Source organism: Agromyces protaetiae (assembly GCF_030866785.1).
Taxonomy (GTDB): domain Bacteria; phylum Actinomycetota; class Actinomycetes; order Actinomycetales; family Microbacteriaceae; genus Agromyces; species Agromyces silvae.
Genome location: NZ_CP133018.1, coordinates 988,206 through 1,013,602, shown reverse-complemented (window position 1 = coordinate 1,013,602; position 25,397 = coordinate 988,206). Strand labels below are relative to the sequence as shown.

Annotated in this window: 30 protein-coding genes and 1 tRNA gene; 10 read left to right on the top strand and 21 right to left on the bottom strand. The window is 71.6% G+C overall.

The window, feature by feature from the left end; genetic code table 11:
* Nucleotides 1-109 precede the first annotated feature (109 nt).
* Entirely contained in the window at nucleotides 110-400 is a 291-nt protein-coding gene (locus QU602_RS04770) for a WXG100 family type VII secretion target (RefSeq protein WP_308799069.1), read from the top strand.
* 26 nt (nucleotides 401-426) lie between these two features.
* Here QU602_RS04770 and QU602_RS04765 read toward each other — a convergent pair whose 3' ends face one another.
* The 6 genes from QU602_RS04765 to QU602_RS04740 all read right to left on the bottom strand — a co-directional run bounded on the left by QU602_RS04765 (nucleotide 427) and on the right by QU602_RS04740 (nucleotide 6,274).
* On the bottom strand, nucleotides 427-1,644 hold the full coding sequence (locus tag QU602_RS04765) for a hypothetical protein (RefSeq protein ID WP_308799068.1): 1,218 nt from the start codon (nucleotides 1,642-1,644) through the stop codon (nucleotides 427-429).
* A gap of 249 nt (nucleotides 1,645-1,893) precedes the next feature.
* Nucleotides 1,894-3,513 (bottom strand): chaperonin GroEL, encoded by a 1,620-nt coding sequence (groL, locus tag QU602_RS04760; protein WP_308799067.1) that lies wholly within the window; start codon nucleotides 3,511-3,513, stop codon nucleotides 1,894-1,896.
* Between the two features lie 180 nt (nucleotides 3,514-3,693).
* The gene (locus tag QU602_RS04755; protein WP_308799066.1) at nucleotides 3,694-4,740 is read right to left on the bottom strand and encodes a DUF3048 domain-containing protein; all 1,047 of its coding nucleotides are present in this window, start codon (nucleotides 4,738-4,740) and stop codon (nucleotides 3,694-3,696) included.
* Between the two features lie 156 nt (nucleotides 4,741-4,896).
* Nucleotides 4,897-5,100, bottom strand: coding sequence for a cold-shock protein (locus tag QU602_RS04750; RefSeq protein WP_244853075.1), 204 nt, complete (start codon nucleotides 5,098-5,100; stop codon nucleotides 4,897-4,899).
* Nucleotides 5,101-5,336: 236 nt separating this feature from the next.
* The gene (locus QU602_RS04745; RefSeq protein ID WP_308799065.1) at nucleotides 5,337-5,882 is read right to left on the bottom strand and encodes a LytR C-terminal domain-containing protein; all 546 of its coding nucleotides are present in this window, start codon (nucleotides 5,880-5,882) and stop codon (nucleotides 5,337-5,339) included.
* Nucleotides 5,883-5,911: 29 nt separating this feature from the next.
* Nucleotides 5,912-6,274, bottom strand: a complete 363-nt coding sequence (locus tag QU602_RS04740) for a DUF3263 domain-containing protein (RefSeq protein WP_308799064.1) — start codon at nucleotides 6,272-6,274, stop codon at nucleotides 5,912-5,914.
* A 249-nt stretch (nucleotides 6,275-6,523) separates the two neighbouring features.
* Between QU602_RS04740 and msrB the strand changes: the two genes are divergently transcribed.
* Nucleotides 6,524-6,985, top strand: coding sequence for a peptide-methionine (R)-S-oxide reductase MsrB (msrB, locus tag QU602_RS04735; protein ID WP_308799063.1), 462 nt, complete (start codon nucleotides 6,524-6,526; stop codon nucleotides 6,983-6,985).
* Nucleotides 6,986-6,988: 3 nt separating this feature from the next.
* Nucleotides 6,989-7,534, top strand: coding sequence for a nitroreductase family protein (locus QU602_RS04730; RefSeq protein ID WP_308799062.1), 546 nt, complete (start codon nucleotides 6,989-6,991; stop codon nucleotides 7,532-7,534).
* Nucleotides 7,535-7,540: 6 nt separating this feature from the next.
* Here the strand turns inward: QU602_RS04730 and QU602_RS04725 are convergent, their stop codons facing one another.
* Complete coding sequence (locus tag QU602_RS04725; protein ID WP_308799061.1) at nucleotides 7,541-8,713, bottom strand: DMT family transporter; 1,173 nt, start codon at nucleotides 8,711-8,713, stop codon at nucleotides 7,541-7,543.
* Nucleotides 8,714-8,887: 174 nt separating this feature from the next.
* Between QU602_RS04725 and QU602_RS04720 the strand changes: the two genes are divergently transcribed.
* A tRNA-Thr gene (locus tag QU602_RS04720) sits at nucleotides 8,888-8,960 on the top strand.
* A 35-nt stretch (nucleotides 8,961-8,995) separates the two neighbouring features.
* Here the strand turns inward: QU602_RS04720 and QU602_RS04715 are convergent.
* From QU602_RS04715 to QU602_RS04700, 4 genes are all read right to left on the bottom strand, one after another.
* Nucleotides 8,996-10,126: an AI-2E family transporter gene (locus tag QU602_RS04715; RefSeq protein WP_308799059.1), complete on the bottom strand. Its 1,131-nt coding sequence runs from the start codon at nucleotides 10,124-10,126 to the stop codon at nucleotides 8,996-8,998.
* 9 nt (nucleotides 10,127-10,135) lie between these two features.
* Entirely contained in the window at nucleotides 10,136-11,134 is a 999-nt protein-coding gene (locus QU602_RS04710; RefSeq protein ID WP_308799057.1) for a serine/threonine-protein kinase, read from the bottom strand.
* A 346-nt stretch (nucleotides 11,135-11,480) separates the two neighbouring features.
* A complete protein-coding gene (locus QU602_RS04705; protein ID WP_308799055.1) occupies nucleotides 11,481-12,950 on the bottom strand; it encodes a lipase maturation factor family protein in 1,470 nt (489 codons plus the stop codon).
* Between the two features lie 49 nt (nucleotides 12,951-12,999).
* Nucleotides 13,000-13,695 carry an NUDIX hydrolase gene (locus tag QU602_RS04700; RefSeq protein ID WP_308799054.1) on the bottom strand — a complete coding sequence of 232 codons (696 nt, stop codon included), beginning with the start codon at nucleotides 13,693-13,695 and terminating at the stop codon, nucleotides 13,000-13,002.
* 99 nt (nucleotides 13,696-13,794) lie between these two features.
* Here QU602_RS04700 and QU602_RS04695 point away from each other — a divergent pair, with 99 nt between their 5' ends.
* The gene (locus QU602_RS04695; RefSeq protein WP_308799053.1) at nucleotides 13,795-14,601 is read left to right on the top strand and encodes an MBL fold metallo-hydrolase; all 807 of its coding nucleotides are present in this window, start codon (nucleotides 13,795-13,797) and stop codon (nucleotides 14,599-14,601) included.
* Between the two features lie 18 nt (nucleotides 14,602-14,619).
* Here the strand turns inward: QU602_RS04695 and QU602_RS04690 are convergent, their stop codons facing one another.
* Complete coding sequence (locus QU602_RS04690; RefSeq protein ID WP_308799052.1) at nucleotides 14,620-15,195, bottom strand: NADPH-dependent F420 reductase; 576 nt, start codon at nucleotides 15,193-15,195, stop codon at nucleotides 14,620-14,622.
* A gap of 103 nt (nucleotides 15,196-15,298) precedes the next feature.
* Between QU602_RS04690 and QU602_RS04685 the strand changes: the two genes are divergently transcribed.
* Nucleotides 15,299-15,817: a MarR family winged helix-turn-helix transcriptional regulator gene (locus QU602_RS04685; protein ID WP_308799051.1), complete on the top strand. Its 519-nt coding sequence runs from the start codon at nucleotides 15,299-15,301 to the stop codon at nucleotides 15,815-15,817.
* 16 nt (nucleotides 15,818-15,833) lie between these two features.
* On the opposite strand, the gene QU602_RS04680 is transcribed toward QU602_RS04685, so the two are convergent.
* A complete protein-coding gene (locus tag QU602_RS04680; RefSeq protein ID WP_308799050.1) occupies nucleotides 15,834-16,142 on the bottom strand; it encodes a DUF1540 domain-containing protein in 309 nt (102 codons plus the stop codon).
* Between the two features lie 176 nt (nucleotides 16,143-16,318).
* Between QU602_RS04680 and QU602_RS04675 the strand changes: the two genes are divergently transcribed.
* Nucleotides 16,319-17,332 carry a PHP domain-containing protein gene (locus QU602_RS04675; RefSeq protein ID WP_308799049.1) on the top strand — a complete coding sequence of 338 codons (1,014 nt, stop codon included), beginning with the start codon at nucleotides 16,319-16,321 and terminating at the stop codon, nucleotides 17,330-17,332.
* Between the two features lie 2 nt (nucleotides 17,333-17,334).
* Here the strand turns inward: QU602_RS04675 and QU602_RS04670 are convergent, their stop codons facing one another.
* The 3 genes from QU602_RS04670 to QU602_RS04660 form a co-directional block, all read right to left on the bottom strand.
* Nucleotides 17,335-17,553 carry a hypothetical protein gene (locus QU602_RS04670; protein WP_308799048.1) on the bottom strand — a complete coding sequence of 73 codons (219 nt, stop codon included), beginning with the start codon at nucleotides 17,551-17,553 and terminating at the stop codon, nucleotides 17,335-17,337.
* A gap of 131 nt (nucleotides 17,554-17,684) precedes the next feature.
* Nucleotides 17,685-18,587, bottom strand: coding sequence for a TerC family protein (locus QU602_RS04665; protein WP_308799047.1), 903 nt, complete (start codon nucleotides 18,585-18,587; stop codon nucleotides 17,685-17,687).
* 102 nt (nucleotides 18,588-18,689) lie between these two features.
* A complete protein-coding gene (locus tag QU602_RS04660) occupies nucleotides 18,690-19,334 on the bottom strand; it encodes an SDR family oxidoreductase (protein ID WP_308799045.1) in 645 nt (214 codons plus the stop codon).
* A gap of 229 nt (nucleotides 19,335-19,563) precedes the next feature.
* Between QU602_RS04660 and QU602_RS04655 the strand changes: the two genes are divergently transcribed.
* Nucleotides 19,564-20,055: an NUDIX domain-containing protein gene (locus QU602_RS04655; protein ID WP_308799044.1), complete on the top strand. Its 492-nt coding sequence runs from the start codon at nucleotides 19,564-19,566 to the stop codon at nucleotides 20,053-20,055.
* Nucleotides 20,056-20,199: 144 nt separating this feature from the next.
* On the opposite strand, the gene QU602_RS04650 is transcribed toward QU602_RS04655, so the two are convergent.
* Complete coding sequence (locus QU602_RS04650; protein ID WP_308799043.1) at nucleotides 20,200-21,015, bottom strand: nitroreductase family protein; 816 nt, start codon at nucleotides 21,013-21,015, stop codon at nucleotides 20,200-20,202.
* Between the two features lie 2 nt (nucleotides 21,016-21,017).
* Nucleotides 21,018-21,374: a hypothetical protein gene (locus tag QU602_RS04645; protein ID WP_308799042.1), complete on the bottom strand. Its 357-nt coding sequence runs from the start codon at nucleotides 21,372-21,374 to the stop codon at nucleotides 21,018-21,020.
* 243 nt (nucleotides 21,375-21,617) lie between these two features.
* Here QU602_RS04645 and QU602_RS04640 point away from each other — a divergent pair, with 243 nt between their 5' ends.
* Nucleotides 21,618-22,613, top strand: coding sequence for a hypothetical protein (locus QU602_RS04640; protein WP_308799041.1), 996 nt, complete (start codon nucleotides 21,618-21,620; stop codon nucleotides 22,611-22,613).
* A gap of 48 nt (nucleotides 22,614-22,661) precedes the next feature.
* Here QU602_RS04640 and QU602_RS04635 read toward each other — a convergent pair whose 3' ends face one another.
* Both QU602_RS04635 and QU602_RS04630 read right to left on the bottom strand, forming a co-directional pair.
* Nucleotides 22,662-22,862, bottom strand: coding sequence for a hypothetical protein (locus tag QU602_RS04635; RefSeq protein ID WP_308799040.1), 201 nt, complete (start codon nucleotides 22,860-22,862; stop codon nucleotides 22,662-22,664).
* A 35-nt stretch (nucleotides 22,863-22,897) separates the two neighbouring features.
* Nucleotides 22,898-23,587, bottom strand: a complete 690-nt coding sequence (locus QU602_RS04630) for an NAD-dependent deacylase (RefSeq protein WP_308799039.1) — start codon at nucleotides 23,585-23,587, stop codon at nucleotides 22,898-22,900.
* Nucleotides 23,588-23,727: 140 nt separating this feature from the next.
* Here QU602_RS04630 and QU602_RS04625 point away from each other — a divergent pair, with 140 nt between their 5' ends.
* On the top strand, nucleotides 23,728-24,789 hold the full coding sequence (locus tag QU602_RS04625) for a trans-sulfuration enzyme family protein (protein WP_308799038.1): 1,062 nt from the start codon (nucleotides 23,728-23,730) through the stop codon (nucleotides 24,787-24,789).
* A gap of 7 nt (nucleotides 24,790-24,796) precedes the next feature.
* Here the strand turns inward: QU602_RS04625 and QU602_RS04620 are convergent, their stop codons facing one another.
* Entirely contained in the window at nucleotides 24,797-25,390 is a 594-nt protein-coding gene (locus tag QU602_RS04620) for a class I SAM-dependent methyltransferase (RefSeq protein ID WP_308799037.1), read from the bottom strand.
* Between the last annotated feature and the right edge of the window lie 7 nt (nucleotides 25,391-25,397).

Sequence of the window (25,397 nt, the reverse complement as noted above, 5' to 3'; positions counted from 1 at the left end):
GGGTCCTGCACAGGTGCTGGTCGGTCACACCTTTCCAGATCCGGCGGTGAGCCGCCGCGCAGGGCCGCGTCGCGGCCTACGGTCGAGGCACCAATCGAAAGGATCCGTGATGACGAGCTATCAGGTCGACAGCGAGCAGCTGCAGTCCGCCACGCAGGGCGCCCGCGCCACGATGGAGCGTATCCGCGCCGACGTCGGCGGTCTCATGGCCCAGCTCACCGGGCTGCAATCGTCGTGGTCGGGCCAGGCCTCGACCGCATTCCAAACGGCCGCTGCGCAGTGGCGGGCGACCCAGCTCCAGGTCGAACAGTCACTCGAGAGTCTGAACCAGGCGCTCAGCGTCTCGGCGGCGCAGTATCTCGAGGTCGAGCACGCCAATGCTCGGCTCTTCGCCCACTAGCGACCGGGCGAGCGTGAGCTGGTGCGCTACGCAGGCGCTCCGAGATTCGCGACCAGCGCCTCCGCGAGCGGCACGATCGAGGCTCGCGCGGCGGCGAGGTCGAGCTCCGACACCGACGACACGGACTCGTCTGACACGGACTCGTCGGGGACGGGCGGGAAGACGATGGCCACCCAGTCGCCCTCGAGGCTGAGGTCGAGGCGGCACTCGGCGGCCTCGTCAGCGCATCGCAGTACCGCTTCGTCCGGCGTCAAGCCGGTCACCGGCTGAGGCATCCCGCCCGATGCGAGCCAGGTGTCGCGGTACCGATCGAACGCCCAGCTGCCGCCCGGCAGCAGAAACACGGCGCCGAAGGTCGCATCTGCCTGAGCGATCGGATGGATAGAACACCGTTTGGCGCCGGTCTCGTCCGTCGCGTAGCTGTACTGCCCGAGACGCGGGCCGTCCCACGACACTCCGAACCATACGTCCGGAAAGCCCGTGAGTGCCGCGACCTGCTCTGTCGACAGCGCGTTCTCGCACGAGTCCGCCCGGCCGACCGCGGTGGGCGACCATCGCGGACGTGGGGCCGTCATCGCCTGCAACTCGGCGACGAGACGGTCCGCGATGCTCGCTCGAAACGCGTCGCGGAGCGACGCATCAGTCGATCCCGAGGCCGCAGCGATACCAGAGACCTGCAGCTCCACCCAGGTCGGCCCGATCGCGCCGATCAGTTCGCAATAGCCGCTCGACCGGCCTGCGTCCGGCGCGATGCACCGAGGACCTTGCACGTGCTCGCCATACGTCGGATCGGCGATCTGATAGGTCGCCACGTACTCCGCGGCGTGCTCGAGCCCTTCCGGCATCACCCGAAGCCGGACCCGCTGCGCACCCTCCGATGGCACGGACGAGACCGGGTCGGTGTGACTGGCCCAGTCGCAGACGAGTCCGCCGAGCTGGAGCACTGCGGCCTCATCCGGCGTCAGTCGTTCCGGCTCATGCAGCATCACGAGCGGCGCTCCCGCATCGCCGACGAAGGACTGGAGTGCCGGCAGTGCGACGAGCTGTTCACAGTCGGCGTCGATGCGGGGCACCGGGCCCGGATCCAGCACGGGCTCCGGTGTGGGCGACGCCGACGGCACCGCCGGGCTGGCCGAGGGAGGCGCATCGGTCGGCGTGCATCCTGTGAGCGTGACGCCGAACGCGACCGCAATCGCAATCGCACTCACGGTGAGGGTGGTTGCGCGGGGGCGTGAGCGCGTCATGCGGTCAGAATACGCGCCGCCGGCAGCCAGCCCGACGCACGGCTCGCAACGATCGCATCACGCGGGCGCGCGATCTACCGCCGCCCGCCGGACCGCCGCCCGCCGGACCGCCGCGTCGCCGCCGGGCCGCACCCGTGGCCGAGCACGCCACTCGCTCGCTGCGGAGCCCGGCGACACGCCGAAGGGCGCCCCCTCGCGGGGACGCCCTTCGTTCGTGTTCGTGTGCGGCGCAGTGCGACGCGTGTGGACTCAGAAGTCCATGCCACCCGTGGGGTCGCCGACCGGAGCCGGGGTCTTCTCGGGCTTGTCGGCGACGACGGCCTCGGTCGTGAGGAAGAGGCCGGCGATCGACGCAGCGTTCTGCAGCGCCGAACGCGTCACCTTGGCGGGGTCGATGATGCCCTGCGCGAGCAGGTCGCCGTACTCGCCGGTCGCGGCGTTGAGGCCGTGACCCGCGGGCAGCTCGGCCACCTTGTTCGCGACCACGCCCGGCTCGAGACCGGCGTTCAGCGCGATCTGCTTGAGCGGGGCCTCGATGGCGACGCGGACGATGTTCGCACCGGTCGCCTCGTCACCGCTCAGCTCGAGCGAGCCGAGCACCGCGGCACCGGCCTGGATGAGGGCGACGCCACCACCGGCGACGATGCCCTCCTCGACGGCGGCCTTCGCGTTGCGCACGGCGTCTTCGATGCGGTGCTTGCGCTCCTTGAGCTCGACCTCGGTGGCCGCACCCGCCTTGATGACGGCGACGCCGCCGGCGAGCTTGGCGAGGCGCTCCTGCAGCTTCTCGCGGTCGTAGTCGGAGTCGGTGTTCTCGATCTCCTGGCGGATCTGCGCGACACGGCCGGCGATCTGCTCGCTGTCGCCCGCACCCTCGACGATGGTCGTCTCGTCCTTGGTGATGACGACCTTGCGTGCCTGGCCGAGCAGGTCGAGCGTGACGTTCTCGAGCTTGAGGCCGAGCTCTTCCGAAATGACCTGGCCGCCCGTGAGGATCGCGATGTCCTGGAGCTGAGCCTTGCGGCGGTCGCCGAAGCCCGGGGCCTTGACGGCCACCGACTTGAAGATGCCGCGGACCTTGTTGACGATCAGGGTCGCGAGCGCCTCGCCGTCGACGTCTTCGGCGATGATGACGAGCTGCTTGCCCGTCTGGATCACCTTGTCGACGATGGGGAGCAGGTCCTTGATGTTCGAGACCTTCGAGTTCGCGATGAGAATGTACGCGTCCTCGAACACGACCTCCTGGCGCTCGGGGTCGGTCACGAAGTACGCCGACAGGTAGCCCTTGTCGAAGCGCATGCCCTCGGTCAGCTCGAGCTCGGTGCCGAACGTGTTCGACTCCTCGACCGTGACGACGCCTTCCTTGCCGACCTTGTCGATCGCCTCGGCGATGATCTCGCCGATCTGCGGGTCGGCGGCCGAGATGGACGCGGTGGCCGCGATCTCGGCCTTGGTCTCGATCTCCTTGGCGCTCTCGAGCAGCTGCGCCGAGACGGCCTCGACGGCCTTCTCGATGCCCTTCTTGAGGCTGATCGGGTCGGCGCCGGCGGCGACGTTGCGGAGGCCCTCGCGCACAAGCGCCTGAGCGAGCACGACGGACGTGGTGGTGCCGTCACCCGCGACGTCGTCGGTCTTCTTGGCGACCTCCTTGACGAGCTCGGCACCGATCTTCTCGTACGGGTCGTCGAGCTCGATCTCCTTGGCGATCGAAACGCCGTCGTTCGTGATGGTGGGGGCGCCCCACTTCTTCTCGAGCACGACGTTGCGGCCGCGCGGGCCGAGGGTCACCTTGACCGCGTCGGCGAGCGTGTTGAGTCCACGCTCGAGACCGCGACGGGCCTCCTCGTCGAAAGCGATGATCTTTGCCATGTGTTTCTCTCGTCCCTTCCCGGACGTCCGAAGAATGGTGGTTAGCACTCGAATCGTGCGAGTGCTAACACCGATTCTGGCACTCTCGAATCGAGAGTGCAAGCGAGCGGACGCCTCGCGGGGACGCTGCTCGACGTCGGCGCGGGCCACCGATCGAAGGACCTGCCGGGGGCGTACCGCTCAGGGGGTGAAGGTGACCGATCCGTCGAGCGGGACGAGCTCGACCCAGGTGGTTCCCGGCGCGAGCCGGAGCGGCGCGCCATCGTCGGCGGTGAGTGCGATCGGCGACTCGCGAGCGGGCTTCGCCCACCGGCCGTGCGCGGTTCGCCCGGCTGCGGAGACCCAGACCTCGCCCTCGCCGACGAGGACGGTGCGCGGCACCTCCCCGAGACTCCAGTCGATGTCGACGCGCATGGTCACCACGTTCGTGGCGCGCACCCGGTCGCCGGACGCTTCGACGTCGGGAGCCCCCTCCTGCGAGCGGAGCCAGGTCGAGCTCGCCGCGTCCCACTCCCAACTCGGATATCTGGCATCCGAGAACACCGCGTCGATCCGGCTCGTCGGCGTCGCGCCGGGCACGTGGGCGAGTGGATCCTGGGTGCCGTAGGCGAACTGCACGGCCGGCGCCGGGAGGTCGGCGTGGCGGCGCACCGCCTCTCCGGCGGCGAGGATGACGTCGTGCGGTCCCGGCCGGTCGTCGGCGCGCCAGAACAGGCCGGTGTCGTCGTAGTCGAAGACGAGGTTCACGACGGGCGTGTCCTGCATCATGGCCACGAACTGCTCCTGGCCGCCCGAGTACGCGACGAGGCCGCCGAACGGCGCGATGATGTCGGGGTCCATCGGTCGGATGGACCGAACCGGGCCGAGCTCGTCCGGGACATCCGAATGCCAGACGGCCGCATACCTTGTGATGCCGCCCTCGACGAGCTCCTCGAAGACGATGTCGGCCCGGTTGAGCGCGATGTGCGGCCTGGCCTCGACGTGGTTGTCGACCTTCACGGCGAGCGCGGGGTGTGCGAGTGCTGCCGCATCCGCGAGGGTCCCGCGGAGCGGCGCGAACACGATCGACGACGCCACCCCCATGGCCGCGGGAGCGGCGCGGGTGATGACCGGCGGCTCCGTCGCCTCGGGTTCGCCCGCCGCGCATCCGGCCAGCGCGAGGAGCAGCGCCGCGCTCACGACCGCGCGTGCGAGTGGCCTCCGACTCCGCGCGGGATCCTCAGACATTCCGCCATCGTAACGATCGTGATGCCGCCGCCCGCGGCGACGCGCTGCGGCGCGTCGCGAGGCGCTGCGACCCGCGGCGACTCCACGCGGTCCGCGGCGCCGCGGGTACGAACGCGCCGCCCGTCGAGGCGGGCGGCGCGTGTCGTAAGCCGGGGATCAGGCGGGGCGAACCGCCTCGGCCTGCGGGCCCTTCGAACCGGTGCCGACCTCGAAGACGACCTGCTGGCCCTCCTCGAGCACCTTGTAGCCCGCCATGTCGATGGCGGAGTAATGGACGAACACGTCCTGGCCGCCGTCATCGACGGTGATGAACCCGTATCCCTTTTCAGCGTTGAACCACTTCACGGTCCCGTTCGCCATGCGTTGCTCCCAATTGCCGTGTGTCGTCAGCACGTGCCCGAGGCAGGTACCGGGCCGTCCACGTGCTGACGTGCACCGGGTGATGCGAGGCGTACTACACGGGTTCGGACAGCCAATCTCCACATTGGTGGGAGAGATGTGTGCGCACAAGACTCGTTTCGTTACGAAAGGTCGCAGAATGACAACGATTCGGACAGCGCCTTCCGGAACCGCGGGGGCCGAGACCGTGGCCGGTGTCAGCCTCCGGTCGCCGCGGCGTAGTCGGATCCGAGCACGACCACCAACGGCGTGCCGATCTCGCCGAACTTCGCGTCGAGCCGGACCTCCGCCTCGGGCAGCGCCTGCGCCACGCCCCGCGCGGCGCCCTCGAGGTCGGCCGTGGCGTAATAGACGTAGGTGACGGTGAGGTCGTTCTCACTCGCGTTCGCGGTCGTACCCACCGGCACCCCTGCCGCGGTGAGCGCTTCGGCGGCACGCGCCGCGAGCCCGCTCGTCTGCGTGCCGTTGAGCACGGTCACCGGCAGGTCAGGAGCGACGGTCGGCGGTGCGGTCTCGACCGGCGCCTCGGTCGCCGCCGGCTGCGGCTCGTCACCGAAGTTGAGGCGGTCGTTGAACACCATGATCCCGATGATGCCCGCGGTCGCCAGCACGACGGTCGCGAGCGCGGCCCAGGCAAACGCGATCCAGCCCTGGCCGCGGCGACGCGGCGCGCGATGCGCGCCGATCCGCTCGATGCCGTCGGGAATGCGGTCGAACCGGTCGCGGGGGAACTTCTGCGCCATGGGGTCCAGTCGTGGGTCGGGGCCGGAGCTCAGTCGAGCGCCCGGCCGAGGCTGAGGGTACGGCGGTCTCGGGCGACGGCGCGCGCGTCACGCATGCGCTGCAGGCGCTTCACGAGCATGGGGTCGTATCGCAGTGCCGCCGGGGCGTCGATGAGCTCGGCGAGCAGCCGGTAGTACCGCGCGGCGGACAGTCCGAACTCGGCACGGACGGCCTCGGCCTTCGCACCGGGGTGACCGAACGAGCGGGTCTCGAAGGCGAGGATCCGACGGGCCCGGTCGTCGAGCACTGCCTCACCGTCTGCGTCACCGGGGTCGCCCTGGACGGCGCCCGTGCCGGCACCGCGGTCGACGCCGGCTACGCCGGGACGCCTGGGGGCGGGCGCACCCGTCATACTCGCCTCCCGTCGTGCCCGGCCCGGTGCCGCGCTTGCCCACATCCTAGGCAGTGCCGGCCTGGGAACCCGCCGAGCCGCGCGGCGTGCCCGCGTCCGCGTGCCCGCGTCCGGTTCCACCCGGCATCCGCATCCGCGCGCGCCGGGCGCGGAACAGGATGACACACACCGGCGTTGCACCTCGTGCGGGGATTAGGCTGAACGGCGCCCGCGAGCTCCGGCCCTCCCGGTCGGATCGGAAGGAGAACCATGGAATACCGCGTCCAGAAGAGCGACGACCAGTGGCGTGCCGAGCTCGGCGCCGAACAGTACTCCGTGCTCCGCGAAGCCGCGACCGAGCGCCCGTGGACCGGCGAGCTCCTCGATGAGGAACGCGCGGGCATCTACACGTGCGCGGCCTGCAACGCCGAGCTGTTCAAGAGCGGCACGAAGTTCGACTCGGGCTGCGGCTGGCCGAGCTTCTACGAGTCGGTCCGCCCCGAGGCGGTCGAGCTCATCGAGGACACGTCGCTCGGCATGGTCCGCACCGAGGTGCGGTGCGCGAGCTGCGGCTCGCACCTGGGCCATGTCTTCCCCGACGGCTTCGGCACCCCCACGGGCGACCGGTACTGCATGAACTCCATCGCCCTGAACTTCGCCGCCGCGGATCAGAGCGCGCCCGCCACCGACGACTCGCCGGCCGAGCCGGCCACGTCCGACGCGCAGGCCTGATCGGTGGCGTCGCTCCGCGAGGCGGCGCTCGCGAGGCGCTCATCGCCCAAGGTGACGGATGCCTCGCCGGCCGACGCCGAACTGCGCGAGCTGCTCGACGCCGCCGGCCGCGTCGCCGATCACGCGTCGCTCACGCCGTGGCGCGTGATCGCGCTGCGCGGCGATGCGCGGGCGCGTCTCGGCCGGGCGCTCGCCGAGGCATCCGGTCTCGAGGGCGAGCACGCGGAGAAGCTCGCCGCCAAGCCGCTGCGCGCCCCGCTGCTGCTCGCGATCGTCGCGACGGTCGCACCGCACCCGAAGGTGCCCGAGTGGGAGCAGGAGGCGGTCGCCGCGGGCGTCGCGCACCTGCTGAGTCTGCTCCTGGACGACGCGGGGTGGGGCGTCATGTGGCGCACAGGCCCGCACACGAGGCGTCCGGCGGTCGCCGCCATGCACGGCCTGGCCCCGAATGAGCGCCTGCTCGGCTGGCTGTACGTCGGCGGCCGCCCGCCCGAGGCGAAGCCGCCGCGCGAGCGCGCCGTCGCGGACCGTCTCACCACGCTCGACTGAACGCGGTCAGGAGCCGGGACGCGCCGGCGTCTCGAGCTGCGCGGATGCGTCGGGCTGCGTGGATGCGCCGGGCGATCCACCTTCCCCGACCGAAGCTGCGCGGTGGCGGTGCCTGCGCCGCGAGATGCTCGCGACGCCGACCGCGATGAGCGCGAGCGCGGTGCCGCCGATGGTCGCGGCGTCGACGACCCGGCCGTGCGTCGGCGCCAGCAGGTCGAGCGCGAGCGCCGCGGTGAGCTGACCGGCGACGCCCGCGAGCGCGAGCACCAGGACACCGATGATGCGCACGACGATCGCCTGACCGGCGATGAACAGGCAGCCCATGAGGCCGCCGAGGTAGAGCCAGGGCTCGGTGGGGAACTCGGCCGGGAAGCCCTCGATGCCCGCGTGCACGAACATCACGATCACGAGCGCCGTCGTACCGACGATGAAGTTCAACGCGGTCGAGGTGAGCGCGCTGTCGGCGGCGGCGCGCACCCGGCCGTTGACCGCTTGCTGCCACGCGGCGCCGACACCCGCGGCGAAGGGCAGCAGCATGAGCAGCAGCGGCACCTCGTGCGCGAGCTGGCCCGACACCGCCCACCCGATCGCCGCGAGTGCGAGCAGCGCGCCGGTGAGGCGGGTCGCGGTGACCGGGCGTCTGCCGCCGGGGCCGAGCCCGATGAGGTCGAACACGAGCCCGCCGATCGTCTGTCCGGCCACGATCGCGACCGTGAACACCGCGACGCCCAGCACGCCCGCAGAGAGGCCCTGTGTCGTGACGAAGTAGGCGCCCGCGAGCCCGCCGAAGAGCATCCACCACAGAATTCTGCGCTCACGCAACTGAACCCTGAGCTTGCCGAAGCCCACACGACCCGGCCGCCACACCGCGAGCGTGATGAGCAGGATGACGAGGCCCGAGCCGAACGAGATCGCCGCGGTCGTGTACGGGTCTCCGAGCTCGCGTGCGAGCTCGCCGTTGATGCGCGATTGCACGGCGGTTCCGGCGCCGCACAGCACCGCGATCGCGACGGCGAGCCACACGGGCAGGTGCAGGCGGTCGGCATGGCGATGTTCCGTGCGTCCCGCGCCCGGCGTCGCGCCCGACGTCGCGCCCGCCGCTGCGTCTGCTGCTGAATCCGACGTCGCGTTCGCCGCTGCGTCCGCCCCGGTCGCCGTCGCGCTCTCCGGCTTTCGCATCGCACCCCGTTCGAGACTCGGTGCCCGTCGGGAGACGGGATCCGCGCCGAGCCTCGAACAGCATACGCGCGTCGGTGCGGCCGGGCGGCACGCGTCGGCCCGGCGTGCGGAGCGCCCCATCCGTCGGCTCCCATCACCCGGCCACCGACGCCGCTAGACTGGTCGCGACACTCCGCCGGCTTGGCGCAATTGGTAGCGCACCGCTCTTGTAAAGCGGTGGTTGCGGGTTCGAGTCCCGCAGCCGGCTCTCTTCGAACGGGTCCTGGCCGGATCCCATCCGCGCTAGATCGAGTCCTGCCTCGGGAACACGACCTTCTCGACGATGGTGATCAGCGACGCGGCGACCGGGATCGCGACGAGCGCACCGAGCACGCCGCCGAGCGTGCCGCCCGCGACGGCCGCGATGACCACGAGCGCGCCGGGCACCGCGACGGCGCGGTTCATGATGCGCGGGCTCAGCACGTACGCCTCGATCTGCATGTAGATGAGGTAGTAGATCGCCGCGGCGAGCGCGGTCTCGGGCGACGCCGCGAACGAGACGAGCGAGATGATGATCGCGCCCGTGAGCGTACCGATGAGCGGCACGAGCGAGCAGAGGAACGCGACGAAGGCGAGCAGGATCGGCGCGGGCGCGCCGATGATCGACAGGTAGATGAAGCTGAGCACGCCGTTGATGAGCCCGAGCGAGCCCTGACCGATGACGTACCGCCCGACCGAGCCCGTGATCTCCTCGGACACCTCGCTGAACTTGCCGCGCGAGCTCTGCGGCACGAACCGGGTCGCGTAGCGCTTCATCGAGTGCAGCGATGCGAGGAAGTACAGCGTGAGGATCAGCACGATCGTGGCGCCCGTGAACCCGCCGGCGATGCCCGCCCCCACCGCGAGGATGCCGCCGGTCAGCGAGCCGAAGTTGTTCGGGTCGCCGAGCCAGTCGCCGATCGCGGTCACGCCCTGCGCGATCGCGTCGCCACCGATGATGCCGTTGAGCCAGACCACGAAGTCGGAGTGCTCGACATTGTCCACGATCGTCGGCCAGTCTTCGACGATGATCCGCGTCTGCTCGATCACGATCGGCACGATGGTCGCGATCAGGCCCACGAAGAGGCCGACGACCGCGATCACGACGAGCAGGATCGCGAGCCAGCGCGGCATGCGCTTCTGCAGCCAGCTGACCAGCGGGTCGAGGCCGAGCGCGAGGAACAGCGCGAGCGCCACGTAGAGGATCACGGTGCCGAGCTGGCCGACGATCCCGCCGAGCAGCAGGGCGAAGAGCACACCGATCGCGCCCACGAAGCCGATACGGAACGCGCGGATCTTCACCTCGGGCGCGCGCGCATCGACGGCGGCGGTCAGTTCGGCGGCTGCGCGCTCCGGCGAGTCAGTGCGGCGTCGCCGCTTGGCACGAGTCCACATGGGTCGAAGCTAGTCCCGTCGTCCGCGGAAGGTCCAGAACGACCCGCCGCGACGGCCGGATGCCTCGCGCGCGGACCTGCGGCGCGCGGCACGTTCTCCGCGCGAGCGCTTGCCCCGGCCCTCGGTGATCCGCGACCGGATGAGGTCGCGCAGCGTCGCGGCCACATCGTGCGCCGTCGGACGTGCCGACGGCTCGTCCGAGGTCATCGCCTCGAGCAGCTCCCGCCACTCGTCGGACAGCTCATCGGGGATCGTCGGTGCGCGGTGCAGCCTGGCGAGCGCGGCCTCGATGGGCGTCCCCGTGTACTCGCGCTCCCCGCGCAGCGCCTCGAGCAGGACCAGGCCGAGCGCGTACACGTCGCTGGCCGGCTCGGCCTCGGCACCGCGCGCCTGCTCGGGCGCGATGTAAGCCGCGGTGCCCATGATCGAACCGTCGCCCGTGAGCCGGGTGCCGTCCATGAACTGGGCCACGCCGAAGTCGGCGAGCTTGACGGTGAGCGAGTAGCCGTAGGCAGGGTCGTCGCTCAGCAGGATGTTCTCGGGCTTGATGTCGCGGTGCACCACCTGACGGCCGTGCACATAGGCGAGCGCATCGGCCACCTGCGCGCCGATGTCGGCGACCTGCCGCTCGGGCATTGCGCCGGCGCCGAGCCGGTGCGACATGGCGCGCCCGCGCACGAGCTCCATCACGATGAACCGCCGGCTCGCCTGTTCGGGCGGCAGGAATCCCGCGTCGTAGATGGCGACGAGGCCGAGGTGGTTGAGCTCGCCGAGCAGTTGGATCTCGCGCTCTCGGCGCAGGCGGTCGGCAGGCGTGTCGTGTTCGGCGCGGAACACCTTCACGGCGACGTCGCGCCCGAGCTGGGTGTCGGTGGCGAGGTAGACGTCGGCCATGCCGCCCGAGCCGATGAGCTCGCGCACGGCGTACCGGCCGACGAACGCAGGGGTCGGTGCCGGCAGCCCGGTCACGGGCGTGGCGTACGGCTCGCTGCCACTCCCGGTGGGCATGCCGCTGATCCGACTGGCGGGTACGGCGCCCAGGGGCATGCGCCTGAGATCGCCCGATGCCCGCTCCCCGGCGAGGTGCTGCGGGCCCGAATGCCGCGGCTCGGAACGGAGATGCTGCGGGCCGGTCCCGGATCGATAGGGTGGGGGCTCGGGCTGCTGCCCCTCCGTCGCGATGTGTGACACGGTGCCTCCTGGATCTCCGGGTGCCCCCCGGCGGCCCGCAAGGGTGGCCCATGCGTGCTTGACAGCCTATTGAAGGGCGTCCGCCGGCACGCGGGCTTGCGTTCACGGCCCGAAAGCCTCACACTGTCCGCCTCGCGAGGCGATCCGGCCCCGCCGGTGCCGCTCAGCGCAGCGACGCAGGCCGCACGACCTCGCCCTCGAGCGTGCGCACCCACCGCACCCGCTGGGCCCGGTACTCGCCGTGCGTCGCGAACCGGTAGTGGTACGCGCGCACGCGCACCCAACGCGGCGGCTCGCCCGCGAACGGATCGGTCGCGAGCAGCCGCAGCGTCGGGGCATCCGCTTCGAGGAGGCGCACCAGCAGGCGCTCGAACCAGGGCTCCCACATGCGGCCCAGCGGCAGGAACCACATGAGCCAGTCGAGCCTGAGGTGGTACGGCGCCCACTGGCGCGGAATGCGGCGGACGTCGCCGGGTTTGCCTGCGAACTCGTACTCGCGCCACTCGGTCGCCGGGCCGTCGGGGTCCGCGTCGAGCGTTCCCTCGATGACATATTCGACCCGTCGCTTCGTAACCGTGCCGAATGCGCCGTACGCGTTCACGAGCATGAACCGGTTGAAGCTCGCGTTCATGAGCTGACGCCGGTTGAGCAGGTTCAGCAGCGGCTGCCGGCTCAGCACGAGCAGCAGCGCCGCGACCGCGAGCACGACGACGGCCCACCAGAGCGGGATCGATGACGCGTCCGCCCGGAGCTCGGTGGGGATCGCCGGAATCAGCCAGTGCCATGCCGAGTCCGTGATCGCGCCGGCCGCGAGCACCACCGTGATCCAGTTCAGCCAGGCGAAGTTCCCGGTGAGGATGAGCCAGAGCTGCGTGGCGATGATCACACCCGCCGCGGCGGACCCGACCGGCCCGGGTATGAAGAGCAGGAACGGCACGCCGAGCTGCGCGATGTGGTTGCCGACGACCTCGAGCCGGTGGAACCACGGCGGCAGCAGATGCGCCTGGCGGCTGAGCGGACCGGGCATCGGCTGCGTCTCGTGGTGGTACATGAGCGCGGTCAGATCCCGCCACTCACGGCCGCCGCGGATCTTGATCATGCCGGCGCCGAACTCGAGCCGGAACACCAGCCACCACACCGCGACGAGGATCACCAGGGGCGGCGGCTGGTCCGCCGATCCGAGGAACGCGACGACGAACAGCGCCTCGCAGAGCAGCATCTCCCAGCCGAACCCGTAGAACGTCTGCCCGACCACGACGATGGACAGGTACAGGATCCACATCCCCAGGAACACCAGCATGGGCACCCAGGGCGGGCCGAGCTGCGGCAGGCCGACGACGACGGATGCCCCGAGCACGAGTCCGGCCGTCGCGACCCCGACGAGCCCGCGATCGGTGTATCCCCACCGGAACACGCTCGGCCCGCGCAGCCGCCGCACGGCGCGCAGGAGCTCGGGAACCGGCAGCAGGCCGCGCTCGCCGAGCAACGGCCGGAACTGGTTCAGCGTCGACCAGAACGCCACCACGGCGAGCAGGGCGACGCCGCGCTGCAGGATCTCGCGGGCGATCTCGTAGTCCCAGGCATCCAACCAGTCCACCCAGTCGTCCAGCCGGCCAAGCCAGTCGAGCTCCACGGGCCAACGGTACCCACGAGCGGTCCAGCCACAGAAGGGCGTTGCGCGGTCAGAAGTCGCTGAGGTACACCCAGGGCAGCCGCTCCATGACGAGCCGGTGGCGTGCCGCGGTCGCGGCGTCCATCACGGCGTCGGCGGGCGCGTACTCCCCGTCCTCCTGCCAGACCACGGTGCGCCGGTCGTCCGAGAACCGTGAGACGTACGCGCGGACGACCCCCGTGCGGAACGCGGCCAGCACCGCTTCGACCGACACGGCCGCGTCGAGGCCGTGCAGGGTCACCCACGTCGGCGGCCAGAGCGTCATGCCGCCCCGGGCATGTCGTGCGAGGGCGTCGCTCGGGCGCATCCAGGCGAGGTCGGCCACCTCGTCGGGCTCGGGACGCAGGTCGCCGTCTGGGACGCGCACCGCGAAGAACGTGGTGATGAGCGTCTTCGGCGACCCCGTGGGCGGCGTCCACCGCGAGAACGGCACGAGCTCTTCAGGGTCGACGACGAGCCCGATCTCCTCACGGGTCTCGCGGACCGCGGTGCGCCGCGCGGTGAGCTCGCCCGACGCCCCGTCCACGAGATCGTCGGTCTCGACCACCCCACCCGGGAAGACCCACGCGCCTGCGAACGATCGTGAGCTCTCCGGCCGCTGCGCGAGCAGCACCTCGACCCCGCGCTCGCCGTCCCGCAGCATGACGACCGTCGCAGCATAGGCCGGCTCGAGTGCCGGAGGCGCGACCGCCCCATCACGATCCATCTCCTCACCCTAACGACCGACCCGCTCACGCCGCGAGTGCCGGCCAGCGGCGTGGCCGGCGAGCGAGCGTCGACGCCGATGGCGGCTAGGCTGCCGCGCATGGACGCCAACGCCTCCGACCCGCGCCCGCTCACGCCCGTCTCGGAGTTCGCGAGCCTCCTGCTCGCCCCGAATCCGGGGCCGATGACGCTCGACGGCACGAATGCCTACGTGCTTCGCGCGCCGGACGCGCGCGGCGCGATCGTCGTGGATCCGGGTCCGGCGATCGACGAGCATCTCACGCGTCTCGCCGACGCCGGCCCGGTCGAGCTCATCCTGCTCACGCATCACCACCTCGATCACACGGCTGGTGCGGCCGAGTTCGCGGCGATGACGGATGCCCCGGTTCGCGCGATCGACGCGGCGCTGTGCCGTGGCGGCGGCACGCCGCTGATCGATGGCGAGCGCATCGAGGCCGCCGGACTCGAGCTGGAGATCCTCGCGACGCCCGGCCACACGGCGGACTCCATGTGCGTCCGGCTGCCATCCGACGGCGAGCACGGCTCTGTGCTCACCGGGGACACGGTGCTCGGTCGCGGGTCGACCATCATCGTCGATCCCGACGGTGCGCTCGGCCCGTACCTCGACTCGCTCGAGCGGCTGCGCGCGCTGGGTTCACACGGCCCGGTCACGGTGCTCCCAGGCCACGGCCCCGTGCTGCCGGATCTCGCCGCGATCTGCGGCGAGTATCTCGCGCATCGCGCCGACCGGCTCGACCAGGTACGCGCCGCGCTCGCGCAGCTCGGGCCGGACGCCTCGGCGGAAGCGGTCACCTCGGCCGTGTACTCCGACGTGGATCCGGCGCTCCGGGGCGCCGCCGAGGCATCCGTTCGCGCTCAGCTCACCTACCTGCGCGACCGGGCCTGATCCCCCGCGGGCGCGAGCTCAGGCGGCGACGAGCGCGAAGCCCGCGCCCCAACCGACCTTCTCCTGCACGGCGAGGCCGAGCTGCAGGAACCCGAGCGCCTCGAGCTCGTGCGCACGCGCGAGCGAGCCGGCGTCGACCGCCTCGAGGCCGCCGGCGCGCACCACCGCGGCGAGGGCCTGCTTGGCGTCCTCGTCGTCTCCGGCGATGAGCACGGTGGTCGTCACGTCGCCGATCTGCTTGGACGCGATCGTGCCGGCGAAGTTGGTGTTGAAGGCTTTCAGCACCCGCGAGTCCGGCAGCTGAGCTGCCAGCTCGGCGGCGAACGAGGAGCCCGCGGGCACGACGAGCGAATCGAAGGTCGAGAAGTCGACCGGGTTCGTGATGTCGACGACGATGCGGCCGGCGAGCTGAGCTCCCCGCTCGGCGACGATCTCGGCGACCGAGGGGTGCGGCACGGCGAGCACGACGATGTCGCCGGTGACGGGCGTGGCGCTGTCGCGGCCGATGAACTCGACGTCGTTGCCGCCCGCCGTGACGATGGCGCCGATCGCGCGCCCCATGTTGCCGTTGCCGACGATGCTGATGGTGGTCATGCCGAGTCCTTCCGTGCGCCGAACCGACGCGTTAGTTGTTGGAACAACTAAGACGCTAGATGCATTCAGTTGTCGTGTCAACTATTGCAGTAGACTCGTGCGCATGAGCGACACGACCGACTGGCTGACCCAGGAGGAGTCAGCGGCCTGGGTCCGGCTCGTCGCCGTCGCCGAGCTCCTGCCGACCGCGCTCGACGCACAGCTCGGCACCGATGCGGGACTCACGCACTTCGAGTACCAGGTCCTGATGGCGCTCGGCGAGGCGCCCGCGCGGACCATGCGCATGACGACACTCGCGGCCGGCACCAACGCGACGCTGCCCCGCCTCTCGCACGTGGTGCGGCGCCTCGAAGACCGCGGCCTCGTGCACCGATTCCCGTGCCCCGAGGACCGGCGCGCGACGAACGCCACGATCACCGAGGCCGGCATCGACCTCATCGAGCAGGCCGCGCCGGGGCATGTCGAGACCGTCCGGCGGAACGTGCTCGACGCCCTCACGCCCGAGCAGCAGCGACAGCTCTACGACATCGCCGGCGCCGTGCTCGGTCGACTCGACCCCGAGGCTCGCCTCGATGCGACGAGCTGCCGGTTCAGCCAGCGCCCGGCACGGGACACACCCTAGCCGCTCGACGAAGGGGTCAGCTCGCGCGCTGCTCGTAGGTGAGACAGTCGGCCTCTTCGGCTCCGGGGCCGATCCGCACGGCCGGCGCCGTGCACTCGAGGCTCGCGTTGTGCACGCATTCGGCGCGCTGGCAGGCACCGACGTGCGCGACGACCTTGTCGAGCCCGCCTTTGGCGCCGAGCGGGATGAACGTCGCACACTCCGCGTCGCCGGGCACGCCGGCGATCGTGACCGCGGCAGCGTGGCAGTGCGAGTGGTCGTTGTAGGAGCAGCCACTCACCGAACACTCGGCAACGGCGGGCAGTTCGTCGAGCGTCATGGTCATGATGGACTCCGTCCCTGACGTGCGTTGGCGTCGATCTCTGACGTGCGTTGGCGTCGATGCTACGCGCGCCGAGCGCGCAATGAAACCCCAACACGCCCGCGTTTTTCCCGGTCAGAGGCTGTTTTTAGGTTAGGCAAGCCTCACGTTGACAGCTTCCGTCGTGCCAAGATGGTGCCATGGACGCCGCCGAAGCCCTCGACGAGATCGCGAGCCTGCTGGAGCGCGAGCTCGCGTCCTCCTACAAATCGAAGGCCTACCGGCGCGCCGCCGAGATCGTGCGCGGCATCCCCTCGGACGAGCTCGCCGCCCGCATCGCCGACGGACGGCTGCGACGCACGCCGGGCATCGGCGACTCCACCTACACGGTCATCGTCGACGCCGCCGCGGGGCGCGTGCCCGACAAGCTCGCGACCCTCCGCGAGGAGGCCGGCGGCGGCCATCGCACCGGACTCGCGGCCACGCTGAGGGGCGACCTGCATTCGCACTCGGAATGGTCCGACGGCACGACGAGCATCCAGGCCATGGCGCGCGGCGCAGCCGCGGTCGGGCTCGAGTGGGTCGTGCTCTCCGACCACTCCCCCAGCCTCAGGGTCGCGAACGGGCTCTCGGCCGAGCGGCTCGCCGAACAGCTCGAGATCGTCGAGGCGCTGAACGCCGACGCCGACCTCGGCATCCGGATCCTGCCCGGCATCGAGGTCGACATCCTCGAAGACGGTTCCCTCGACCAGACGCCCGAGATGCTCGAACGCCTCGACGTGGTCGTCGCGAGCGTGCACTCCAAGCTCCGCGCACCCGAGCGGGACATGACCCGACGGATGCTCCGGGCGATCGCCGACCCGCACACGAACGTGCTCGGGCACTGCACGGGCCGGCTCGTGAAGGGCTCACGAGGCACGCGGCCGCAGTCGTCGTTCGACGCGGCCGCCGTGTTCGCGGCGTGCGCCGAGCACGACGTCGCCGTCGAGATCAACTCGCGACCCGAGCGCGAGGACCCGCCGGACGAGCTGATCGCTCAGGCGTTCGCGGCGGGCTGCCGGTTCAGCATCGACTCGGACGCGCATGCGCCCGGGCACTTCGCCTTCCTCGAGCTCGGCGCCGCCCGCGCGGAGCGCGCAGGCATCCCGGCCGACCGCATCGTGACGACCTGGGACGTGGATCGCCTGCTCGAGTGGAGCCACCGCAAGCGCTGAAGTCAGGCCGGCGGGTTCTCCGGGTCGAGCGTCTCGATCGTGTCGGCCTCGACGGCGTTGTCGGCCTCGAGGTCGTTCGCGTCGGGGCCGGGGTTCGTGTCGTCGAGGGCGGCGTCGCCGCCGTCCTGCACGGTCATCGCGCCGGTCTCAGGGTGAACCGACAGGTCGCCGGTCGGCTGCAGCCGGTCCTTCTCCTCCCACGGGTTGAGCGGGTCGCTCATGGGGTCCTCCAGTCTTCGGATGCCTCCAGCCTCCCGCGTTCGGCACGTTCGCGCACCGCCTTGACGGACGGCGCCCGCACGTGTCATCCGCGCGCCCGCGGAAGCCGCCCGCACCTCGAGAGCCGGCTCGCTCAGCCGAGCCCGCGCGGCTCCTGGTGGCCGTCACCGTCGCGGGTCACACCCGTGACGGGCCTCCGCGACAGGCCGACTGCGCCCGACTCGGGGTCGCGCGAGGTCGCGGCGTGCACGGCCTCGACTTCGGCGTCGACCGGATACGCGGTGTGCAGGCGTACCGGTTCGCGTTCCTGCTGCAGCCGCTTCGCCTTGCGCTTCGCCGCGATCAGGTTCAGCGCCTCGACGAAGATCGCGAACGCCATCGGCCCGTAGATGAGGGCCTTGTCGATCTTCACCCCGAACCCGTCGGCGATGAGGAACACGCCGATGAGCAGGAGGAACGCGAGCGCGAGCATCTTGACCGTCGGGTGCGCGTTCACGAACGCGAAGATGTACCGCGCCGCGAAGAGCATGATGCCGAACGAGAGCACCACGACCGTGATGATCACGACCAGGTTCTCGGTCATGCCGACCGCCGTGATCACCGAGTCCAGCGAGAAGACGAGGTCGAGGACGAGGATCTGCGCGATGACCGAGCCGAAGCTCGCGACCGCGGCCTTGCCGGCGCCGTGTTCTTCGACGCCCTCCAGCTTCTGATGGATCTCGTGCACGGCCTTGTAGACGAGGAACAACCCACCGGCGATGAGGATCAGATCTCTCCCCGAGAACCCGAGCCCGAAGATCTCGAACAGGTCGGTCTTGAGCGTGATGATCCAGCCCGCGAAGATCACGAGGACGACGCGCATGAGCATCGCGAGCGTGAGACCGAGGTTCCGGGCCTTCGCCTGCTGTTCGACCGGGAGCTTGGCCGCGAGGATCGAGATGAAGATGACGTTGTCGACGCCGAGCACGACCTCCAGCACGAACAGCGTGAGGAACACCGCGATGAGGTCGGGTGTGAATTCCAGGGAGAAGTCCATGGAATGGTTCTAGCCCATCGCGGTGGCCCGCAGCGCGGGTTGCGCGGGCACGCCGCGGCGTGTCGTGGGCGAGTGGGAGGCGCCTCCTGCCCGCGCGGACGGTCAGGCGCCCGCGACGGCCTCGGCGATGGGCGTGTCGCCCGCGGTGAAGCGAATGGTCCGGCCGATGCTGCGGTCGTCGCCGAGCACGGCGGCAGCCACGGCCGCGACGTCGTCGCGCGAGACCGCGCCGCTCTCGGCAGCCTCGGCGTCGATCGTGCCCGTGCCCGGATCGTCGGTCAGCCGACCGGGCCCCAGGATCGTCCAATCGAGGCTCGACGTCGCGAGATGCTCGTCGGCGTCGGCTTTCGCCTCGGCGTAGTGGCGGAACGGGTTGTCGTCGGGCACCGAGCGGTCGGGTGAGTCGAAGTACGAGACCATCACGTACCGTGGCACGCCCGCGCGCTCGGCCGCGGCCATGGTGCGGATCGCGGCGTCGCGGTCGACGGCGATCGTGCGCGCCGGGTTCCCCCCGCCGGCCCCGGCCGACCACACGACGGCGTCGTGCCCCGCGAAGAGTTCGGCGAGCCCGTCGACGTCGAGCAGCTCGATGTCAGCGACGACGGGGTTCGCGCCGGCCGCCTCGATGTCGCCCGCGTGCTCGGGGTTGCGGATGATCGCGTCGACCCGATCACCCCGTTCGGCGAGCAGTCGTTCGAGCTTGAGTGCGACCTTGCCGTGGCCGCCGATGATCACGATGTCTGCCATCCGTCCACGCTAGCCCGGTGGCCGCCATCGCCGCGGGCGGTTTCGCGCGGCCCGCCGACCGGGCAGAATAGGAAGCTGGGAACTCGCTCGGGAGGAGCTTCATGTCGATCGAACTGGTGCTGTGGGGCGTGGTCGCACTGATCGCCGCCGTGGGCGGACTGACCGGCGTCGCCGCGGTGTGGTCGCTCGTGAAGGCACCCAAGGAGTAGGTGCCCCGGGGGGGCGCGTCATGCCGGTCGTGAGCGCGGGCCTGCTGCTGGTCCGGTGGGCGCGGACGGATGCCTCGCGCACGACCGCGACCGCGCTCGAGGTGTTCATCGCGCACATGGGCGGGCCGTTCTGGGCGCGCAAGCGCGAGGGCGCCTGGTCGATCCCCAAGGGCGAGTTCGACCCCGCGACCGAGGATCCGCTCGCCGCGGCTCGCCGGGAGTTCGCCGAAGAGCTCGGCGTGCCCGCCCCCGAGGGCGAGCCGATCGATCTCGGCGAGTTCCGCTACAGCTCGGGCAAGCGGCTGCGCGTGTTCGTGCTCGAGACGCCCACGTTCGAGCTGGCCGAGGTCGTCAGCAACACCTTCGAGCTCGAGTGGCCGCCGCGCTCGGGCCGACGTCAGTCGTTCCCCGAGATCGACGACGCCCGTTGGGCCGGCCTCGAGGAGGCCCGACCGCTGCTCGTCGCCGGCCAGCGCCCCGTGCTCGACGCGGCGCTTCGCGCCGTCACCTGAGCGCGCTCCGCGCCTTCCCCTGACCTCCGCCACCGCTCGGGTCGCCGCTCCGCGCCACTGCGTGCACCTCCGCGCCACCTGACGTGGCGCGGAGCGCACCGAAATGGCGCAGACCCCATGACCCCCTCCTGATCGCGTACGGCGTCAGCGCTCCGGGCCGGGCTCCGGCGGAGCATCCCACCGGGTCTCGGGCGTCGCGCAGGTCTCGCGGAAGACCACCTGCGACGGCAGCTTGCGCTGGTGACTCGTCCAGTCGATGGCGGGCCGCCGCTGCTCCTCCGGCACATACCCGAGCCGGTACACCGCCATGAGCTCGAGCTCGTCGGGCACCTGGAGCAGCTGCACGATCTCCTGCCAGCGCCCCGGAACCTCCATGGGGAACGAGATGAACTGGATGCCCATCCCGAGTTCGACGGTCGTCAACCAGATGTTCTCCATGGCGGCGCCCATGCTGAACACCGAGTAGAACGAGCTCAGCTGCCCCGGCCGGTACTCGGACCGGTCGAGCATGACCCCGAGCAGCAGCGGCGACCCCGAGACGAGCTTGCGGTTCTCCTCGCCGAGCGTCTTGGGCACACCGAACGTGTTCATGAGCTTCTGCCCGCGCGGCGTGAACACCTGACTGGTGAACGGGCGGAGCGCGGCGGGCATCTTGTCGAAGAGCATGCCCGAGCGCTTCTCCTCCATCTCGGCCTGGCTGAACCGGAAGTACGGCTTGTACCGCTCGAAGAAGGTGCCGTTGCCCATGGCCTCGGTCATGCTCTCGCCGCTGATCTTCGCGATCCGCTCGATCGTGTCGCGCGACTCGATCACGACGAACCGCCACGGCTGGCTGTTCAGCTGACTGGGTGCGCGCCCCGCGGCCTCGATCAGCAGGCGCTGGTGTTCCTCGGAGACGGGGTCGGGCAGGAACGGTCCGTTGGTCGTCTTACGGCGGCGGATGGCGTCGAGCAGCTCCACGGTCAGGCCTCCTGATGGCGTCGGGCGCGCGAGGCGACGACGCCCGCGACGAAGAAGGGGGCAGCGCTCAGCGCGACCGCCGGATGTCGTCTGGTGTGCGTGCCCGCGTACGGGATCGCCGCGAGCGGTAGGGCGGCGGGCAGGAGCGCCGCCGCCGCGCGACGGCTCGCGTGCCGGGGCCTGCCCCAGAGCGCGGAGCTCACGGCCACCGCGGTCAGCGTCGCGGTCGCGATGTACATCGCGTGATGCACCCAGCGGACGTCGCGTGTGTCGACGAGCCGCAGAGCGACGGATGCTCCGAGCGCGCAGTTCGCGGCGTAGGCCGCCGCTGCAGCGGCGAAGATGGGCGTCGTTCGCACAGGGCTCAGCCTGTCGCCCGCGCCCCCGCCGCACAAGGCCTGGCGGACCGCGCCGGCCATACGCTATTCCCCCGCACCGGACCCCGTGCGCTGAGGTCGCACACGACACGACGTCGCGGCGGGTGCCAGACCTGCATTCGCGCGACACCACGACCGGACATGGCCCGAATCGAGGTCGCGGCGGGTCCCAGACCTGTATTCGCGCGACACCACGACCGGCGCCGATCGGGCAGGATGGCTGGCATGGCGGACGCCACCAGGAGTTCCGGCGCGCTCACCGACCTCGCGGACGAGCTCTACGGGCTGCTGCCCGACGAGTTCACGGCGGCCCGCAATGCGCGCGCGAAGCAGGTGCGGCTCGATGATCGCGCGCTGGCGAACGCCGTCGCCGAGCTGCGCCGGCCCTCGCCCGCGGCCTGGCTCGTGAACCAGCTCGTGCGCCACCGCGCCGATCAGCTCGACGAACTGCTGCGGCTCGGCGAGCAGCTCCAGGCCGCGCAGGCCGACCTCGACGCCGCCTCGCTCACCGCGCTCGCGCGCGAGCGGCGCAAGGTGGTCGGCGCGCTCGCGCGCGACGCGGGGCGCCTCGCCGACGAGCTCGGCAACGCGGTGCGCGGCCCGGTGCTCGACGAGGTCGCCGAGACGCTGCAGGCCGGCATGACGGATGCCTCGGCCGCGACCGCCGTCCGCAGCGGACGTCTGGTCCGGGGACTCGAAGCGATCGGCACCGAGGTCGACCTCGACGGCGCCGTGGCCGGCGGCATCGCACCGCGCGGTGGCGCGAGCCGTGCGACATCGCGGCGCACGGAGCCCGCACCGCCCGACGAGGTGGGCGAGCGCCGAGCCAGGAAGCGCCAGGAGGAGCACGAGTCCGAGCGCGAACGCGAGGCGCGCGAACGGAGTGAACGTGAGGCGGCCGAACGCGAGCGCGCCGAGCGAGCGCGCGCCGAACGCCGTGCCGACGAGGCCGAGGCCCGCGCGGTCACCGCCGAGCAGGCCGCCGCCGAGGCATCCGACCGGCTCGACGCGGCGCATGAGGCCGCCGACCGCGCCGCCGCGACCCGCGACGATCTCGAGGCGCAGCTGCGCGAGCTCGAATCGCGGCTGACCGCCGCCGAGCGCGACCTCGCGGAGGCCGAACGCGCCGTGCGCCCACTCGAACGCGAGCACGACCGCGCCGCCCGCGCCGCCGAGGAGGCCCGCGCCGCGGCCGACGAGCTCCGCACGGAACTGGACTGAGCGCGGCCGGCTGGGCCGGGGCGAGGCCGGACGGGCCGGGCCCGCCGGTTACCGGTCCAGCTCGCTCCCGCGTTCGCGGCGCGAGCCGCCGAACACTCCCCGCAGGACGAAGAACACGATCACGGCGACCACGGCCACGATCGCCAACTTGCCGATGAACCAGAGCAGGCTGAACAGCACGTCCACCAGGATCCAGGCGATGACGACGGCGGCGATCACGCCGAGGACGGTCCAGACGGTGCGGCTCATGACTCGAGCCTACGCGGGCGGCCAGCCGCGCGCGGCTACCGCCCGAGCACCTCGTCGACCCACGCGGGCACGACGACGCTCGCCGGACCCACCCGCACCTCGTCGAACAGCGGCGACACCTCGCTGCCCGCGAGATTCAGCTCGAGCGTCGAGGCGCCGAACTCGGTCGCGGTGCGCACGAACCCGGCGGCGGGGTACACCGCGCCCGACGTGCCGATCGCGACGAACAGGTCGCACGAGGCGAGCGCGAGGTCGATGCGGTCGAGCTCGTACGGCATCTCGCCGAACCACACGATGTCGGGCCGCAGTGCGCGCTCCCCGCAGACCGGGCACGCGGGGTCGCCGGCGAGGTCGGCGGGCACCGGCACCCGTGCGCCGCAGGCTTGGCACAGCGCCGAGGCGAGCCGCCCGTGCATGTGCACGACCCGCGAGGATCCCGCGCGCTCGTGCAGCTCGTCGACGTTCTGGGTGACGATGAGCAGGTCGTCGCCGAGCGCGTCCTCGAGGCGGGCGAGCGCGTCGTGGGCGGGGTTGGGCTCGGCGAGAGAAGCGGCGTGACGGCGCGCATCGTAGAAGCGCTGGACGGTGCGCGGGTCCCGCGCGAACGCCTCGGGTGTCGCGACGTCTTCGACACGGTGCCCCTCCCAGAGGCCGCCGGCGTCGCGGAAGGTCGGCACACCGCTCTCGGCGGAGATGCCGGCCCCGGTGAGCACCACGATCCGCATGCGGACATTCTCCCTCGCCGGCCGCGCCGGCCGCGCCGCCTGCGCCGGCCTCGCCGCCGGCCTCGCTCGCGCCCGCCTCGCACCGCACGACCGGATCGTCCGGGTCGGGGGCAGGCGCCCGCTCGGGTTACGCTGACGGGATGCCTCAGCTCCACCCCGAGACCCTCGCCGTCACCTCAGGGCGTCCCGCGCACGACTCCGACCAGCCCTTGAACATCCCGGTGCACCTCGCCTCGACGTACGTCGCGGGCGGCGACCTCGAGTACGGCCGCTACGGCAACCCGTCGTGGACGGCGTTCGAGGAGACCCTCGGCGCCCTCGAAGGCGGCCGGTGCGTGTCGTTCGCCTCGGGCATCGCCGCGATCGCCGCGGTGCTCGACCTGCTCGAGCACGGCGCCGTCGTGGTCGCACCCCGCCATTCGTACACGGGCACCGTCGGCCAGCTCGCCGACCGCGAGGCATCCGGTCGCATCGCCGTGCGCTGGGTCGACGTCACCGACACCGACGCGGTCGTCGCCGCCTGCGAGGGCGCCGCGATGCTCTGGTTCGAGTCCCCCACGAACCCGGCGCTGGAGGTCGCCGACATCGCGGCGGTCACGGCCGGGGCGCACGCGCACGGCGCCCTGGTCGCGGTGGACAACACGTTCGCGACGCCGCTCAGGCAGCGTCCGCTCGAACACGGGGTCGACCTGGTCGTGCACTCGGCGACCAAGGGCATCTCGGGGCACAGCGACCTCATCATGGGCGCGGTCGTCACGGCGGACGACGCTCGGGCCGACGCGCTCGTCGCGCGCCGCTCGCTCGGCGGCGCGATCCCGTCGGCGTTCGAGGCGTTCCTCGCACTTCGGGGTCTGCGCACGCTGCCCGTGCGCCTCGACCGCGCCGAGGCGTCCGCACGCGCGCTCGTGGCGCGTCTGACGGGGCACGCCGCGCTCAGCGAGGTGCGGTACCCCGGCTACGGATCGATCGTCTCGATCGTGCTCGCGGGCGGTGCGGCGCCCGCCGATGCGCTCGTGGGCCGCACGCACCTCTGGATCCACGCAACCAGCCTCGGCGGTGTCGAGTCGACGTTCGAGCGCCGTCGCCGGTGGCCGGCCGAGGCCGACACCATCCCCGACGGACTCGTGCGCCTGTCGGTGGGGCTCGAGCACCCCGACGATCTCGCCGCCGACCTCGTCCGGGCCCTCGACGCGGTCGCGTAACCCCCGCCTACGGCGCGTGCCCGTCGAACAGCAGCATGGGCACCGGGCCGAACGGCGCCGACCGCACGCGCAGCCGCCGCACGTCGTCGGCCACGAACCCGGCCTCCGCGAGGGCTGTCTCCGGGTCGCGGTCCCAGTGGCAGCCGTGGCACACGCGTCTGGAGATCGGCGAGGCGAGGCGCTGCACCGCGCGCTTGAGGGTGCGAGGCGGAGCGATGACGTGGTCGACGAACACGACGCGCCCGCCGGGCACGAGCACGCGCCGCACCTCGGCGAGCGCCTCGGTGAGATCGGTGACCGAGCACAGCACGTAGGTGCCCACCACGGCGTCGACGGATGCCTCGGGCAGCGGGATGTCCTCGGCGACCGCGGCGAGCGGTGCCGTCTCGTGCCGCCACTCGCGCGCCCGCGTGGCGAGTTCGGCGCGCCGGGTCGCGTCGGGTTCGAGGCCGGTCCATGAGACATCCGGATGCCACGCGCCGAAGTTCTCGCCCTCGCCCGCGCCGATCTCGAGGACCCGGCCCCGCACGCGGCCGAGCAGCTCGCGTTCGAGGTCGTCGAGCGCGTCGTCGTCGATGAGCGGCGTGGCGGGGGCGGCCATGCCCCCA